Annotated in this window: 17 protein-coding genes and 2 pseudogenes; 5 read left to right on the top strand and 14 right to left on the bottom strand. The window is 48.3% G+C overall.

Annotation, left to right across the window (positions count from 1 at the left end; all coding sequences use genetic code 11):
* Nucleotides 1-17 precede the first annotated feature (17 nt).
* From IQ217_RS09605 to IQ217_RS09590, 4 genes are all read left to right on the top strand, one after another.
* Nucleotides 18-1,223, top strand: a complete 1,206-nt coding sequence (locus tag IQ217_RS09605) for a succinate--CoA ligase subunit beta (protein ID WP_194019767.1) — start codon at nucleotides 18-20, stop codon at nucleotides 1,221-1,223.
* A gap of 59 nt (nucleotides 1,224-1,282) precedes the next feature.
* Nucleotides 1,283-2,218, top strand: a complete 936-nt coding sequence (locus IQ217_RS09600) for a bestrophin family protein (protein ID WP_228017198.1) — start codon at nucleotides 1,283-1,285, stop codon at nucleotides 2,216-2,218.
* A 98-nt stretch (nucleotides 2,219-2,316) separates the two neighbouring features.
* The gene (locus IQ217_RS09595) at nucleotides 2,317-2,598 is read left to right on the top strand and encodes a UPF0367 protein family (RefSeq protein WP_194019766.1); all 282 of its coding nucleotides are present in this window, start codon (nucleotides 2,317-2,319) and stop codon (nucleotides 2,596-2,598) included.
* A complete protein-coding gene (locus tag IQ217_RS09590) occupies nucleotides 2,598-3,776 on the top strand; it encodes an NAD(P)/FAD-dependent oxidoreductase (RefSeq protein WP_194019765.1) in 1,179 nt (392 codons plus the stop codon). The genes IQ217_RS09595 and IQ217_RS09590 overlap by 1 nt, the downstream gene beginning before the upstream one ends.
* On the opposite strand, the gene IQ217_RS09585 is transcribed toward IQ217_RS09590, so the two are convergent.
* The 3 genes from IQ217_RS09585 to IQ217_RS09575 form a co-directional block, all read right to left on the bottom strand.
* Nucleotides 3,750-4,889 (bottom strand): esterase-like activity of phytase family protein, encoded by a 1,140-nt coding sequence (locus IQ217_RS09585; RefSeq protein ID WP_338116545.1) that lies wholly within the window; start codon nucleotides 4,887-4,889, stop codon nucleotides 3,750-3,752. The genes IQ217_RS09590 and IQ217_RS09585 overlap by 27 nt on opposite strands.
* A gap of 235 nt (nucleotides 4,890-5,124) precedes the next feature.
* Complete coding sequence (locus tag IQ217_RS09580) at nucleotides 5,125-6,399, bottom strand: glycosyltransferase family 4 protein (protein ID WP_194019764.1); 1,275 nt, start codon at nucleotides 6,397-6,399, stop codon at nucleotides 5,125-5,127.
* Between the two features lie 63 nt (nucleotides 6,400-6,462).
* Complete coding sequence (locus IQ217_RS09575) at nucleotides 6,463-7,005, bottom strand: WcaF family extracellular polysaccharide biosynthesis acetyltransferase (protein WP_194019763.1); 543 nt, start codon at nucleotides 7,003-7,005, stop codon at nucleotides 6,463-6,465.
* A gap of 226 nt (nucleotides 7,006-7,231) precedes the next feature.
* Here IQ217_RS09575 and IQ217_RS09570 point away from each other — a divergent pair, with 226 nt between their 5' ends.
* The gene (locus IQ217_RS09570) at nucleotides 7,232-7,879 is read left to right on the top strand and encodes a Uma2 family endonuclease (RefSeq protein WP_194019762.1); all 648 of its coding nucleotides are present in this window, start codon (nucleotides 7,232-7,234) and stop codon (nucleotides 7,877-7,879) included.
* Between the two features lie 81 nt (nucleotides 7,880-7,960).
* Here IQ217_RS09570 and IQ217_RS09565 read toward each other — a convergent pair whose 3' ends face one another.
* From IQ217_RS09565 to IQ217_RS09515, 11 genes and pseudogenes are all read right to left on the bottom strand, one after another.
* Entirely contained in the window at nucleotides 7,961-8,506 is a 546-nt protein-coding gene (locus IQ217_RS09565; protein WP_194019761.1) for a Uma2 family endonuclease, read from the bottom strand.
* Nucleotides 8,507-8,551: 45 nt separating this feature from the next.
* On the bottom strand, nucleotides 8,552-9,313 hold the full coding sequence (locus tag IQ217_RS09560; RefSeq protein WP_194019760.1) for a Uma2 family endonuclease: 762 nt from the start codon (nucleotides 9,311-9,313) through the stop codon (nucleotides 8,552-8,554).
* A gap of 130 nt (nucleotides 9,314-9,443) precedes the next feature.
* The gene (locus IQ217_RS09555) at nucleotides 9,444-9,995 is read right to left on the bottom strand and encodes a Uma2 family endonuclease (protein ID WP_194019759.1); all 552 of its coding nucleotides are present in this window, start codon (nucleotides 9,993-9,995) and stop codon (nucleotides 9,444-9,446) included.
* A gap of 277 nt (nucleotides 9,996-10,272) precedes the next feature.
* On the bottom strand, nucleotides 10,273-10,737 hold the full coding sequence (locus IQ217_RS09550; protein ID WP_194019758.1) for a ribonuclease toxin HepT-like protein: 465 nt from the start codon (nucleotides 10,735-10,737) through the stop codon (nucleotides 10,273-10,275).
* Nucleotides 10,719-11,069, bottom strand: a complete 351-nt coding sequence (locus IQ217_RS09545; RefSeq protein ID WP_194019757.1) for a nucleotidyltransferase family protein — start codon at nucleotides 11,067-11,069, stop codon at nucleotides 10,719-10,721. The genes IQ217_RS09550 and IQ217_RS09545 overlap by 19 nt, the downstream gene beginning before the upstream one ends.
* A gap of 270 nt (nucleotides 11,070-11,339) precedes the next feature.
* Nucleotides 11,340-12,125: pseudogene (locus IQ217_RS09540) on the bottom strand (IS5 family transposase).
* A 71-nt stretch (nucleotides 12,126-12,196) separates the two neighbouring features.
* Nucleotides 12,197-12,415, bottom strand: a pseudogene (locus IQ217_RS09535) (hypothetical protein); the annotation flags it as partial.
* Between the two features lie 41 nt (nucleotides 12,416-12,456).
* Nucleotides 12,457-13,122, bottom strand: a complete 666-nt coding sequence (locus tag IQ217_RS09530; protein ID WP_194019756.1) for a Uma2 family endonuclease — start codon at nucleotides 13,120-13,122, stop codon at nucleotides 12,457-12,459.
* 329 nt (nucleotides 13,123-13,451) lie between these two features.
* Entirely contained in the window at nucleotides 13,452-13,895 is a 444-nt protein-coding gene (locus IQ217_RS09525) for a DUF29 domain-containing protein (protein ID WP_190598903.1), read from the bottom strand.
* A gap of 158 nt (nucleotides 13,896-14,053) precedes the next feature.
* Nucleotides 14,054-14,482: a DUF29 domain-containing protein gene (locus IQ217_RS09520; RefSeq protein WP_194019755.1), complete on the bottom strand. Its 429-nt coding sequence runs from the start codon at nucleotides 14,480-14,482 to the stop codon at nucleotides 14,054-14,056.
* 193 nt (nucleotides 14,483-14,675) lie between these two features.
* Nucleotides 14,676-15,863 carry a glycosyltransferase gene (locus IQ217_RS09515; protein ID WP_194019754.1) on the bottom strand — a complete coding sequence of 396 codons (1,188 nt, stop codon included), beginning with the start codon at nucleotides 15,861-15,863 and terminating at the stop codon, nucleotides 14,676-14,678.
* Nucleotides 15,864-15,971: the final 108 nt, after the last annotated feature.

Below are 15,971 nucleotides of genomic sequence, written 5' to 3'. Positions count from 1 at the left end.
AATTTTAGGGATAATTTATGGATTTGTTAGAATACCAAGCCAAGGAACTATTCCAACAGGTGGGCATTCCCATTTTGCCCTCCCAAACCATTCAAAATACCACTGCCCTCAAACGTCTGCAAATTCCCTATCCCATGGTGCTCAAATCCCAGGTACGGGCGGGGGGTAGGGGTAAGGCCGGCGGGGTCAGGTTTGTGGAAAATACCATTGATGCCATTGCCGCCGCTTCCGCCATTTTCCATTTACCCATTGCGGACGAGTACCCAGAGGTGATTTTGGCCGAGGCCCGCTACGATGCCCAGTCGGAATTATTTTTGGCGATCGTGCTGGACTACCAAAGGCAATGCCCGGTGTTGATGGGTTCCAGTGAAGGGGGCATTGATGTGGACAGCCTGTTGGAGCAAATGCAGAGTGTTTCCCTGCGGACGAATTTTTCCCCCTACTTGGCCCGGCGACTGGCGGTGAAAATGGGCTTAACGGGGCCCCTGGTGACCACGGTGAGCGCCATCATCGAAAAAATGTATGAGTTATTCGTCACCTACGACTTGGATGTAATTGAAATTAATCCCCTGGGCATTAGCGCTGACGGGGAGGTGATGGCCCTGGATGGCAAAATTACCGTTAACGATACGGCGATCAACCGGCATCCGGATTTACTTAATTGGGGCTCGGAGCAATGGACGGGGCATAGTTGGCTACCAGGGGACTTGGCCCAGGGACAAATTGGCCTAATTTGCAACAGTGAAGGGCTGGCCCTGAGTACGTGGGACTTGCTCCAGTCCTTGGGCATTACCGGCGCCTATTTGTTGGATGAAAGTCGCAGTGGCATGGCCCTAGGGAAACAACTGGAACTGGCCTTTGATCACCTCAGCCAGGCCCCCAACCTCAAAGGTATTTTTGTTAATCTGGCCACCAGGGAAGCGGCCACCCCGGCCTTGGCAGAGGATTTGCGGGCTTTTTTGCCCCTGCCCCCCAACCCCTCCAGCGAAGACCGCAGTTTGCGGGGGACGGGTCCTAGTTTGCCCCAGCGCCAACGGGCTCCCCAACGGCAAACCTACACAGGGGAAGTGCTACCGGTGGTGATCCGGTTTAGCCAGGGGGATTTGGGCCATCTCCAGCAGATGTACGACAACAGCCTCGTCTATTGGCATAACGATTTGGAAACGGCGATCGCCAAGATGTTAAGTTTAATTCCCCAGGAAATGGAATTGGTCCAGGGATAACCGGGGGCATCATTCCCCAGGGTTGGTAATGTGTATCTGAGATGGGGAAGCAGTAAAATTTGAGCAAATTCCTGGGCGTTTTCCGCCACCATCCATCCCGTCCGCCCCGCATCTGGACAGATATGCTCCTGCGTTGGCAGGGTTCCGTCATTCCGGCGATCGCCCCCCGGGTGCTGGTGTGTATGGCCTTTTCCCTGGGGGTGACCCTGGTGGATGGTTGGGGATATGAATTTTCCATTCCCCTGCAGGAAAGCATTGTGCCCAGCATTGTTTTGGGACTGCTCTTGGTTTTTCGCACCAACACCGCCTACGAACGCTTTTGGGAAGGCAGGAAAGCCTGGGGCACTTTAGTTAATACCATCCGTAACCTTTCCCGCACCATCTGGGTTTCAGTGGCGGAACCCACTCCCCAAGCCCACCAAGACAAAATTAAAATTCTCCACCTACTGGTGGCCTTTGCTGTAGCCACCAAGTTGCACCTGCGATCTGAACCCCTCAATGAAGAAATCTGGGCCCTGTTGCCCGAATCCGGTTACCGCAAGCTGGAGGATTTGCATAATCCGCCCCTGGAAATTGCCTTTTGGATCAGTAATTATCTGCAACAGGAATACGACCAGAACAATATCAATCCCTATCAGCTCACCGCCATGCTGCGTTTGGTGGATACCATGGTGGATGTGTTGGGTAGTTGCGAGCGCATTTTAAAAACCCCCATTCCCCTGGCCTACGCCATCCATTTGCGCCAGCTAATTTTTCTCTATTGCTTCATCACCCCTTTCCAGATGGTGAACACCCTCCATTGGGCCACCGCTTTTGTGGTGGGCATTATCGCCTTCACTGTCTTCGGCATTGAAGAAATTGGGGTGGAAATTGAAAACCCCTTTGGTCACGATGCCAACGATCTACCTTTGGACCAGATTTGCCAGACCATGCAAGCCAACCTAGAAGATTTAATTCAGTTGCCCCCTTGGCACCAGGTTTCCCATGGGGACTAGTAGGAACTGCTTGGTTCCCCCCCTCTTGCCCAAAAAACTATAACCTAGTTAAGAGGAGTCGCAAGACTGTTTCACCACTTCCCGTTTACGGTTTCCCCATGATTAGCGTTGATTTGACCCTTAAATATTCCCCCATGCCCGTGTCCGTACAGCGGAAGGAAAAGGATGCGGCGGAAACCCTCTATCAGACTATTGTTACTGCCATGCAAGGCGATCGCCCCCAACTGTTGGAACTGACCTGTGAAAAGCAGACCGAGAAAAAGGTGGCCATTATGAGCGATCAGATCAGTGCGGTCATTGTTTCTGAAAAAGATGGTTCTGCTTCGGCGGGGAAAGTACCTGGTTTTGCCGCCTTGGGCCAAATTGTTAATCAAGGTTAATGGAAAATTTCGATGCCATTGTAGTCGGGGCCGGCATTACCGGAGCGGCGATCGCCTATGAATTACAAAACCAAGGGCAACGGGTACTGTTACTCGAAAAGCATCGTCAGCCGGCCAACGCCACGGCCTTGAGCTATGGTGGCATCATCTATTGGGCTGGGGCCACTCCCTTGCAGCGGCAGTTGTGCCATGAAAGTCGGTACCGCTGGACCCATTTGAGCCAGGAACTGGGGGGAGAAACGGAATATCGTGAACTGGAGCTATTGCTCTATCTCCGCCCCGGAGACGATGCCCAGGTCCTAGCCAAGCAGTTTGACCATTGTTTAATTCGGCCCCAACGGGTGGACCGTTTAACGGCGATCGCCATTGAACCCCAACTCAATCCCGATGGCATTGGGGGCGGGTTTGTGGTGCCCCAGGGCCATGTCCACGGCGGCAAAACCGTTAACGCCTATCTGCAAGCCTTTATCCGCCAGGGGGGCATAGTACGCATCGCCACAGTCCAAGCATTAATCACCAAGCAAAACCGTGTGCAGGGGGTCTCCACCGGGGCGGGAAATTTTTTTGCCCCTAAAGTGATTTTGGCGGGGGGAGGCCAAAGCCGTGCTCTGCTACCGGGGCCAGGGCTTAATTTTCCCCTTTATTTCACCCACGCCGCTGTTCTGCAAACCGCCCCCAGCAAGGAAAAGCTCCGTTGTGTGATTATGCCGGCGGATTTACAGCAACGCCCAAATTTGGAAGCCCTAGCTCCAACCTTGGATTGGCATCAGCCCAACGACCATTGCGTCGCCACTGTTTTGGAACCGGGGGCAGTGCAATTTTTCGATGGCAGATTGTTCATCGGTCAAATTAGTCAACTGGTCACCTCCCCCCATTACCGCCCTGACCTCGCCTGGGCCCAACAACAGTTACAAACGGCGATCGCCCCCATTCTGCCCCGCCTGGCCTCCCTGCCGGTCACGGCCCACCATTGCCTAGTGGCCTTTAGTGCCCAAACCCTACCCCTGGTCGGGGAAATGCCCAATTTACCGGGGTTGGTGCTATTCACGGGCTTTACCCATCCCCTGGTCTATGTGCCCCCCCTGGCGCAAAAACTAGCCCACCACCTCACTGGGGGTAGGGAGCCGGTTATTGACCATTTAGCTCCGTTGTTAAACCCCCTGCAAACGGAAAAGTAGGATTTGCGTGGTTTGATCTTCACTAAAGTTATCGTCGCTGATGGCAATCAAACTGCTGCCACCGTCCGGTAACCGGGGCCCCAGGGTGAGCCCTTCCAGATTGTCCAACTCGATGCCTAAATCCTCCAGATCGAGCAATAGTTGTTTGCGCATGGGGTTAATGGTGTTGGTGCCGGGGCGGAAGCTGGCGATGCGGCTGGTGTCGGTGGCATTGGCGTTGACTGTTTGGAAAATTTTGCCCTGGAACCCGTTCAGTCCAAAGGTTCGTTCTAGGGTGAGGAAATAACCTTCCCTGGGTAGGGCTACCATGGCGCTCAGGCCGTGGAGTAGGGTACCCACCGGGGCCGGCTCCAGGGGGTAAAGGTTTTCGCTGACCAAAACGGGGGGGCCCACGGAATTAATCACGTAATGCAACCAGCGTAGGGGAATCTGCGGGGGGGGATTGTCCGGGTCAAAATCCTGGGCTAAAACGCTTTCAGTGGCGGTGAAAAGACGAAAAGGATCGTCTGCTAGGGTGCTGGTGGCCGCAATGGTCAGGGCTTCAAAACCAAAGTTATCCCGGATGCCCTGGGGGGGATCGGTTTGGGGTAAAAATCGACTGGGCAGGGGTAATTGTCCCAACTCCTGGGCCGTTTCCTGGTCAAATTCTGCAATTAAGGGGGGACTTTGGTTAGATAAAACCCCTTCACTGCTGACGAATAAGGTGTGGCGGGGGGACAGGGCAATGCCCTCTGGGTCTAACAATTGCCGGCCGTAGGTTTCGCCCTCGCTGCTCCTGAGCTTGGTCATGGCCACCACTTCTGCTTTGGTAATGCCTATGCCATCTTCCCCATCGGCCACGGTCAGGCGCATGGTGTAAAACCGGGGCGATCGCCGATCATCGGTGATGGCGTAGTAAAGATCCTGTTGGCGATCGTAGCTGAGGTCGGAGATGCCCCCAACAGGTAAGTCTTGTACTGACTGCTTTGGTAGGGCGTAGCTATCTAAAAATTCTAAGGACAGGGGCAAAAATAAGCGGGACTCCGCTTGCACCGCACTGGGGGGAACGCCACAGGCCACCAGGGTAAAGCAAAGGATAGGCAGTGTGAGCTTCAATAAAATTTTGGTCAGCACCTTGATAAACCCTAAATTCCTGCCACCACTGTAGCGAAGAACCGGATTTGTTTCGTGCTCTGGGGGTCAAAAGCAAGCAAACCGGAGGGCAATCTGGTTGCTTGGCAATCATTAACAACTTGCGCCCATGGGTTGAAATTAATCGTTTACAAATACATTTTGGTGAAAACAACCAAAAATAAGGTAGAAAAAATCCGGTAAAAGGGTTCCCGAAGGGGGGCATGCAGCTATTTGATCAAAGGGGTTGTGAGTCAGGGTAGCAATGGGATTTCTTTGTTCTAGACTGGGCAGGTTGTTGGTCACTAACTTTGGCAATAACGGATCGGTACTGATTAACAATTGTATCGAGGGTAAAATTTTCTTCAAAATACCGGCGACCTCGGTGTCCCATGGCCGTTGCTTGCTGGGGATCATTCTTCAGCTCAAGGATGAATTGGGCCAACTCTTCCCCGTCCCCGTTATCAATGGCGGCGCCACATTGGGCCTCGGCAATGATTCCCCGCAAATAGGAATGGGGTGCACAAATGGCGGCGATCGCCGTGCCGGCGGCCAAACAACCATAGAATTTACTTGGCACCACCAGGCCTTCCACCTGGGGCAAAATGGAAACCAAGCTCAGGTCACAGGCGGTGAGGGAAAAGGGCAAAACCTGTTTGGGTTGAAAGGGCAAAAATAAACAATTGGTTAACTGGTGGCATTGTACGAAGTCTCGACAGATGGGAGCCTTGGCCCCGGCACCAATGAAGACAAACCGGACTGCTTCTTGGTTCAAGAGGCGGGCTGCTGCCATCACAGTTTCCAGGTCATGGCACCGTCCCATGTTGCCGGAATACAGGACGGTAAATGTCTGGTCTAGGCCATGGCGTTGGGCAAACCAGTTGTCAGTTTTGGCCCTTGGTTGGATTAACACTCCATCTGCCCAGTTATGAACCACCTCAATTTTCCCGGCCAGGGCTGGTTCCTTGTCGGCAACCACTTTGGCCATACCCTCGCTGAGCACAATAATGGCTTCCGCCTTTTGCCAGGTTAAGTGATTTAACCAACGCCATAATTTGACAATGGCATCCTTTTCCTTGGCCACTCCCAACTTCACCGCCACATCGGGGTAAAGGTCATAAATCAAACAAATGTAAGGTTTTTTGTATAATAAGTGCAAAATGTAGGCCACCACCATTAGGTAGGGGGGCTCCGTAGTAACAAGGATCAAATCCCCTAGTCTTCTTTTTAATCTCAGTTTGATGATGGCGCGTAAACAATACAAAATTCCGGCGATCGCCCGTCCCCGTAATCTTTGCGGCCAAAGGCGAGAAGTCCTAGTTCTACGGATCAGCACCCCTTGGCAGACTTCCTGGGCTGGGGCCAGGTCTTGGTCAAAGGCGTAACCCGGTTGCCCAGCAAAAATTTGTACATCAAGCTCTTTTTTGGACAGTTCGATGGACAGCTCTTCCAACAGTTGCCCCGTGGCCGCATAGTCAGGGGGATAGAATTGGTTCAGAATTGTTAGCTTCATCAATAATTAGACCTTATCCCCAAGGATAGTAACAATTAAAGTTAGTTATTCCCTACGGTAGTTTCACGTAAGTTTCCGTTTTTTGACTGGCTGACAGGGATTGCCGGAGTAAATGGTCATAGCCGCCAAAGATTGGACAGCCACAGATCCCAAAGTTAAAACCGCTCCTTCGTTTACTCGTACTCCAGGGCCAATGGTAGCATTAGCACCGATCCAACAGCCTGTGGCAATGTGGATTGGTCTGGTGATCAGGTCAAAGCTGGGTTTACCCCAATCGTGGTTGCCAGTGCAGAGGTAAACTCCCTGGGAGATACACACATGGGACTCAATGCTAACCGCGGCCAGATTATCAATCCAACATTTTTCCCCCAACCAAACGTAATTACCGACGGTTAAACGCCAGGGAAATTTGATCTTGACGTGGGGTTTAATGTTAACTCTTGTACCGATTTTGGCCCCGAATAACCGCAGGATGGCCACCTTCAGGAGGGGAATGGGTAGTAGGGGGGTTTGCACTAAAAAATTCCCGAGGAAATACCACAGCAACTGTTTAACTAGGGAGGCGCCGGGGTGGTAGTCGCCCTGCTTGTATTGATTAAGTTCCATGGTGATAATTAGTGCCAAAACTGACCGGCTCAACGGCGATCGCCAAAAACAACGGCAGTTATTTGGAATTTAGGAAAAGGCTACGGCCGCTCAGTAGGCCATTGGGAAGAAAGGGGGAATGCAATGTGTTTTGTCAAGGCTAGCGCAAGCCATTTTAGGGGAGGGAACGTAGACGAACATTACAATGGGAAAACCAAGGGAAAACTAAATTGGGTGGAAAAGGCTGATGACTGCTTTAATCAATCGAGGTTTAACTTATTGTCAGCAGTTGATTAACCAGATCCGACCTGCCATGGGGGATTTGGAGCAGATTGTGATTATGGCGGATGTTAGTTGGCAAGACTACAACGCCCTACTAAGTCTATGGGGCGATAATGCTCCAGTTCTGTTCAAATACTTAGGAGCAACACTACAGATTATGTCCCCCAGTTATCGTCATGAATTTTATAAAGAAAATCTGGGCATTCTGTTGGAAGCTTACTTACAAGAAAAAGGTATTCGCTTTTATTCCCTTGGCTCTACCACTTTCAAGTCTGAATCGATGCAACGGGGGATCGAGCCGGATAAGTCCTATTGTTTAAATCAACGAAAAAACATTCCAGACTTGGCGATTGAAGTTGTACTCACCAGCGGCGGCATTGATTCCCTAAAAATTTATCAAGTTTTGCCAGTTCCAGAGGTTTGGTTTTGGCAAAATAACCAACTTCATGTCTATTGCCTGACCAATCAACAGTATGAAAAAGTTGCCCAAAGTGATTTATTGCCGGATTTAGATCTGGCTTTACTGGCTAATTATGTGGCTTGGGAAGAACCGTTTGATGCTGTGTTGGCTTTCCGGGAGCAGATTCGTGGCGATCGCCGCCAGACAAAATGAAACCCCAGTAGGGCGGTGACGGCAAAAATGGCAAGTGTGGTCAAAGACCGGGGCAGTGGGGCCAAGAAACCTGCCGAGGGGCTACCAGTGCAACATCTCTTGTACTGATATTTTTATGTCAGGAAAGGCCTGGCTACAAATGATGCCGTCGGAGTGGCTTTGTTGCCAGCGATAATTTCCGTTGTCCGGTGCCCAAAAAACAAATAGTTGGCGGTTAGTTAGGTCTGCCACCCAATATTCGGGGATGCCTTCCTGGGCGTAGATCTGTTTTTTGTCGTTGAGGTCGTAGGCCTGGGTGCTGTGGGCAATTTCCATTAACCAGAAAATATCGTCAGCCTGGGGATGTTTTTCTTTGTAGCGCTCTTGGGGCGGCAGAACAATGGCAATGTCGGGTTCCGGTTCAGATTGGCTCAGGGTGATGGGGTGGGCTTCTCTGACTAAAGCTAGTCCGTGCAGATTTTGGCGCAGATAGTCGGCAACGGTGTTGGTAGTGTAGCTATGGAGCGGTCCTTCAGGGGCCATGGTCACTAGGTTGCCGTCTAAAAGTTCTACTTTCTTGCCCTCTAATAAACCCTGTTCAATGAGCTGGTGATAGTCCGGGACTGTCCATTTCAGTAGGGTAACCATGGTTATGACCTCGCTTTGAACCAATCGGCAGTAATTTTCAGTCCTTCACAAATCATGGGGGTTAATCCCCAACTCTCTTAACTTGTTGGCCAGAAGCTCTGCCCGTTGCCGTTCTTGTTCAGCCCGTTGCCGTTCTTGTTCAGCCCGTTGCCGTTCCTGTTCAGCCCGTTGCCGTTCCTGTTGGGCCAATTCCTGGCCTGTAGGCAGAATTTCTCCTTCTAGGGTGGCCCAGCGTAACCAGTCCGTTTCTACATTGCGATACTTCCCCTGCCAGCGAAGCAATGCCAGTCCCAGGGATTCACTGATTAACCAGCCTTGTTCATTGAAAGATTTCGGTTCATATTGACCATGGTTAAGACTAAAACCGGCAAAATCATCAGGATTCCAAGGATCGTACCAGTAATACTCAGTCACCCGCATTTTATCTTGATAAACTATTTTTTTATCCGTTTTATCGTATTGGGCTGTACTGTCGGAAAGTAGTTCGATGACCACATCGGGCGCTTTTTCTTCTTGCCACACCACCCAAGATTTACGTTCTTTTGTGAGTACTCCAGTAACAGCAAAGAAGTCTGGCCCTTTGAAGTCTTGGGATTTAATCTGGGCTTGGCTGTAATAGATAAACATGTTCCCCCCAACATAACCATCCTGACGTTGTTCCAGCCAACTATCCAACCCTTCAATCAGTAAATCCATTTGCATTTTATGGCGTTGGGTTTCCATAGTTTGGTTGTCATCGGCGGGTAATTGATCCTGCCCAGGCAGGACGAGGTCAGTTTCCGGGGGAGAGGCAATGAGGGTGACCATGACAGAAGAAGGGGACTAAGTGGATTGGATGGACTTACCCTCCGTATTCTTGCAAAAAACTGAGGAAATCAGCTAGGGCTGTTCTAGTTTCTGAGCTAGGGATAAGTTGATGCCGTGTTTGCAGATCGTCTCAGGGATGAATTAACTGTTGCACGGGCACAGAAACATCAGGGAAAGCTAGGGGGAAAATAGTGCCAGATATTAATGCTTGCTTTGATTGATATTGCCCATTCCATAAATCTCGAAAAACGGTGAGTTGGGCGTTTTTTATATCGACAACCCAGTATTCCATGATGCCAGCTTCAGCATAAATATCTTTTTTCTCCCCTAGGTCTTTGCTTAGGGTAGCTTGGGAAAATTCAATGATCAGGAAAATGTTGGCGGGATAGGGGTGATGCCGCAAATACCCTTGCCCCAGGGGATGGACAATGGCTATGTCAGGTTGTGGCTCGGAGTCATTGGGTAGGGTAATGGGTTTGGCGTCTCTGATTTTGGCCCTACTTTGCAACAAGTTTCTGAAATAGTCTGCTACTTCGGTATTGTAATAGGCATGGGATTCCCTTTCTGGAGCCATGACAACAATATCTCCCCGCAGTAGCTCAACTGATTCATTGCTAAAAATACCGCTATCAATGGCTTGGTGATATTTTTTATTAGTCCATTTGTAGGTTGCCAAAACCATGGTTAAGGTCTTTCTTTCTTGATGAGATACCTTATTTTATCCCTTCAGCCATAAGTATGATGGGATTTTTGCGATCTGCCCTGGAAAAACCTGAACTTTCCCCCATAGCGGCGATCGCCTAACCCTGAACGACTTATGAGTTGATGTAAACTCATTTCGTAATTCGAATCTCTATTAGCTGTAATAACAAAGCTAAAATTTTCATATTTTTGAAGGTAATATCACTGTTACCTAATTACAAAAAGCCTAGGATAAATAATGAGCACATTGGGCGAATCTAAGACAACTGACATAAAAATTTTTCTGTTTCTTGATCTAACAAAGATTTTAGTTTAAGAGCTCGCTCTAAATTAGCTTCTAGTTGATGAAAATCGAGGGAAACTCCGTAGGCATGGCGAAAAAAGTGTCTAAAAGCCCTTAGTGCATTGAGTAGTTCATAACTTTCCATAGACAAGAAAGAGGGTCTAATATCTTGAACTGGTTGGGTCATTCTTTTGAGTAATAGGCTATGCCATTTTGAAGAATCTGAAATGTTGTTTTCAAAGTGGGTAGCAACTATTTTAAGCAATTCTTCCACTGACCCATAGAAATTGTGGATTTGATAGGCTACGCTTTCCAATTTTTCAATATTATCAGGATCAAGGTTTTGGGCGCGGGACTGCAAAAACGTAAATACCCGGTCGATGGACATTTTCTGAGAAGCAAGATCGGCTTTCAACAGTGCTAGTCGGGTACTGTCCATTTAATTCCTTTTTGGCGGAGGCGATCTCCGAAATGACATTTTGACAATTCTACAAGGTCTACCTCCCTTTCTACCTGTTCTGATAAATCGGCCATGGCCTGAAAAAATAGTTGGGGATCAATTTGCTCAACAGCCAAATCGACATCAGAATGGGTTGTGAAACCATAGGGACGGATTACAGAACCAAATAGATAGGCTTCAACGATGCCATAGGTCTGAGCGTTTTTTTCGAGCCAGTCGACGGTTTTCGCCAAGGTAGCTAGACGCTCCTGCTCGTTTCGTTGGCGATGCTGATTTTGTATTTGGTCTAATAAGGGAGTGGGATAGGCCATTGGTCAGTTTTAGGTGAGTAGGGGCAAAAATTCCCGGTTTTCTGGTCTTCATCGTGTAAACAGAGATCCACTGCGTAGTTCGCCGTTTATTCGCCATACTCTTGCAGAAAACTGAGGAAGTCAGCTAGGGCTGTTCTGGTGTCCGGGCTGGGGGTAAGTTGATGCCGTGTTTGTAAAATAAAGTATCGATTTTGGATTTGAGCACAGCTAGCCGCTCGTTGTCTTTCCTGATCTGCTCGGTTTCGTGTCTCAGAATATGTTTGAAAAGTTCTAGGTAAGCCTTCGGAGCATGAGATGTATCATGGCAACATGAATCATTGTCTCACTGGTGGTAGGTAAATATTCATAATCCTTGCTCAAACGACGATAGCGACCCAACCAAGCAAAGGTACGTTAAACAACCCAACGTCGAGGCAAAACCTCAAAACCCTTTTGTCCATCCTTTTTTCGGACAACTTCCAAATTCCAGCCAAAGGTCTGACTAATCCAGGCAGTGAAATCCTTTCCCCCAAAAGTGCTATCAGTCCATATCAATTGCAGACACTGCCATAGAGGAGCAAACCAAGTACCGAGTAGAGTCAGACCTTGGTGGTCTGAGCGATGAGCGCTATGAACCACAACATCTAGAAGTAACCCCATAGTATCCACGAGGATTGTACGTTTACGACCGTTCACCTTTTTCCTGCCGTCATAACCACTTTCTTGTCCAGCACCAGCCTTTTTCACTGACTGTGAGTCCAAACACCCAGCACTAGGGTTAGCATTCCTTCCGGCTTTAAGTCGAATCTTCTTTCTGAGGATGTGACTCAATTTTTTCCAGGTACCGTCTTCCTGCCACTGCCGGAAATAACCATAGACTGTTCGCCACTTGGGAAAATCATGGGGTAGAAGTCGCCAAGCGCAACCCGCTCTGAGTATGTAAAAAATGGCATTAAGCACTTCCCGTAGATTGATTTTTCGTTTTCTTCCTCCAGTTTTCGCTTGGAGGAGATTGGGTTCTACCAATTGCCACTGGCTATCACTGATGTCGCTGCTGTAAAATTCTCTCAGTATCATTATGGTGAAAATTCTATATTTTTCACCATTTTTCCCAATTATGCTGACTTTTCAAACACGCTCTCAATCTCTCGGTTTCGGCTTCGATTTCCAGCGTGCCACTCAAGGCCGAGATTAACCAGGAGAGCCGCTGTGCCCAACGCGAAGGCCAGGAAGCTCCAGCCGAGGATGGTGAGGGGGATTTGGGGGATGGGGGTGGTGTTGATGTTGCCATAAAACCTCAGTAGGGCCGCCACGGCAAAAAGGAAAGTGGTCAAGGACCGGGGTAGTAAGGCCAGAAAACTTGCCATGGGTTCATTTTAGCTAACTGGCGATCGCCGCAATTTTCCCCTTAATTTATCCCATCGGGATCGACCCCCAATTCCCTAAGCTTGGCCGCTAGGCGATCGGCTCTGGACTTTTCTTTTTGGGCTCTTTGGGCTTCCTGTTCTGCTTTCTGCCGTAATTGCACTGGGTTTAAAAATATGTTGCCCTGACGGTCATATAGATTTAAGGTGGAAGGCTTTAGTTCAAAACGAATCCCTAAACGGGGGCTAATCCAACCGTCCATAACCTCAATGGGGGTGAGTTGCGGTTCTCGCCTTTCTAGACCGGTTAACTCATTACTATCAGGATCATAAATATAGTATTCTTCAACGCCATAGTGATTGTAAAACAGTAACTTACGGCTCATTTCTTTAGTGGTGTTGCCAGGGGACAAAATCTCGAATACCACCTGGGGCGCAATCTGATCTTCCTGCCACTGTCGATACGAACCTCGATCGCCTTTTGGTCTGCCGAAAGCCACTAGTACATCCGTGGCAACACAAATATCAGGCCGACCTTCAACGGGATACCAAAGCAGATCCCCAGCGATAAAAACTGATTCGTGGTCAATGAATAGGTACTCTAGGTTTTCTTTAACCAGAACAATCCAGCGGAACTGTTTGGTATTGTCTGCCATGGGCTTGCCATCACTGTCGGGATACACTATTTCACGCTGTCGGGCAACAGTCATCCTTATCCTCCTAATTCTGATTCAGATTATAGGCGATCGCCAAAATTACTTAGGTTGCCCGATTTTTTGGTCTTCAGCCTGCAAACAGAGATCCACTGCGTAGTCCGCCATCCACTCCCCATATTCCTGCAGAAAACTGAGGAAATCAGCTAAGGCTGTTCTGGTTTCTGGGCTAGGGGCAAGGAGAGCCGCTGTGCCCAGGGTGAATGCCAGGAAACTCCATTCGAGGATGGTGAGGGGGATGAGTTGGATGGGGGTGGTGTTGAGCTTGCCATAAAACCTTAAGAGGGCCGCAACGGCATTTCGATAAAGGGCGAAAAAATATATTGTTAGCCAGGATAAAATTGATCATCTAATAATTGATTCCAGTGATAAGGACAAGTCTCTGGAAAAATCGGCTTGGGTAAATTTGTCTCCTGAATTGCTCCTTTGCGACCATATTTATAACCCTTGGCAATCATGTCATCCAGTCGATGTTTCAAGCCAGGATTATCTTCTAATAATCGCTCCAACTGAATTCGTTGTTTATCAATGGAGTGTTTCCAACTAGCAGAGCGACGATTAGGCTGAAATTGCCACTTGAGCAGATGCAAGGTTAATTGCTCGATCGCCGACACAAAAGCACGATATTCACTTCGCCCCAAATCTTCAATTTCCTCGATCACATTTTCCCAATCAACCTGATTAAATTTTTTCTCCCGTAGGAGCTGGGCTTGGTGCAATGACCAGCTATAAAAATCTTGTTCGTAGAGTGAGGATGGGACTGTTGGCATGACATATCTTCCACGAATTTTCACTTTCTATTCTAGGTCAATGGTTACGACATAGTGCAGAGGCAAATAATGCCTAGATTAATAAAACATTAACGCTTGCCAGAAACTTTAAACTTAACCTCCAAAGGCGATCGCCAATCTGGGCCAAACAACCCTGTTTAGTGGGGCAAAAATTGGTTGTTGAGTAATTCTTCTGGAGTATAGGGACAATGCTCGGGGTAATTAGACAGGCCCGTTTCCCTTTCGGCACTGATTACTGAGAGGGGATAAACGGACAGGACTGCTTCTGTTAGGCCATGTTTGAGACTGGGATTTTCCTGCAGTAATTTAGCTAGCCGTAGTCGTTGTTCTTTAATGGTCAACTGCCAACTGCGAGATCTCAGATTGGGTTGATATTGCCACTTGAGTAGATGCATGATTAGTACTTCTAGAAGGCTGGCAAGTTGACGTTTTTCTGAACGACCCATAGTTTCAATTTCTTCTGCCAGATTAGCCCAATCCAAGTTATTGGTCTGCCTCTGTCTCAGCAGTTCCGCTTGCTGGCTGGCCCAGGCATAAAAGTCGGTTTCATAATTGATTATTGGCATATTTTTTCCCCGTCAATCTTACTGAAATCTTAATTCAATCGAGCTGATGCTAACATTCCTTTCCACAGATACGGCAATCGTCCGGCAAACTTAAATTTCAGATCGGTAAAGTCTACTTCTTGTAATAGCTGGGAAAGTTTTCGGAATCCATCTCATAGCCTTGCATACTCCATTGTATTGGGGTCAACAGGGATTAGTCAGTGGTTACGCAGTTGGGTTTTGGCCCTTGGCCGAGGATCCATTGGTAAACAGTAATCATTTGAGTGGCAATTTGATCCCAGGTGTAGTGCTCAAAAATGAATTGACGGGCTTGCTGTCCCATCTGCTGCGCTTCCTCTGGGTTAGCCAAACACCAGGTCAAGGCATCGGCTAGTTTTTGTTGACCCACGGGAATGATTTTGGCCACTGCTGACGCTTCTGGGAAGTTACAAGCATCGGTGAATACACAGGGTAGACCACTGGCCATGCCTTCGAGGATAGATATGCTAAAACCTTCGGAGTAGGAAGGCGCAACGTAAACACTGGCGGCGGCGATCGCCGAGTATTTCAACTTTCCGGTGAGCATACCGGTGAAACTGACGGCCTTTTGGCAACCTGCTTCTTGAAACATTTTTTGGGCTGTGGCTAAATAACCAATGTTGTCTGGGCCCGCAATGACCAGATGACTTTCGGGAAATTGTCGATGAATTTGAGCGAAGGCAGGAGCTAGCAAATCTAGTCCTTTTTTGGGGTCTATCCGGCCCAGAAATAAGATTAATTTGCGGTTTTGAGTTGCAGGAAATGTCTGCAAAAAAAGATCGGCTTGGGGCAAAGGGTTAAAATCTGGTGCAAAAATGCCGTTAGGAGCGATGAAGGAAGGGGCATTTAGTCGCAGTTTTGCGATATTTTGTGCTTCTGAGCTATTCAGGGTTTGAATGCCACTGGCTTGGCTTAGCTTAGCCTTTTCAAGTAAATTGAGAAAGATTTTTTTCTTAATTTTTTTATGGGCTAAAGCCCAGGGTTCTAGCATGCCATGGGGAGTGGCAACATAGGGGACTTTTTTATGACCTGCGATAAAGTGAGTTATGGTAACCAAAGGTGAAAATACATAATTGGTATGAACTAAGTCATAGTTTTTTATGTTTTTAATTAACCAAAGGATAAGTGGCCAACTAAAAATCAAGTCACCTTTAAACCAGGCAGGAAAATATTGCAATCGATAGGAATGATTTTTGAGCCAAGAACCACAAGGAACATCAAGGGTTTGATCCCCGTTGGCATTGGTGGTGACTAAATCAACGTCAATTCCTTGGCTAGCGGTAGCTGCGGCTAGTTCGACTACGCTTTTAGATGGGCCCCCGTAAACGCTACCAATGCTAGGGATAACGATTAAAATTTTCATGTTATTAGGGGTTAATTAGTTGTTCCATAAGCAAGACAAGATCAGGAAATTCCGGGGGAGAAACTGAGCTAAAATTTAAGATTTTTTTCGGTTGTACATTTCCCTGCG

This window comes from Synechocystis salina LEGE 00031, assembly GCF_015207985.1.
In the GTDB taxonomy this organism is placed as follows: domain Bacteria; phylum Cyanobacteriota; class Cyanobacteriia; order Cyanobacteriales; family Microcystaceae; genus Synechocystis; species Synechocystis salina.
This window is presented reverse-complemented; position numbering and strand designations above follow the sequence as displayed.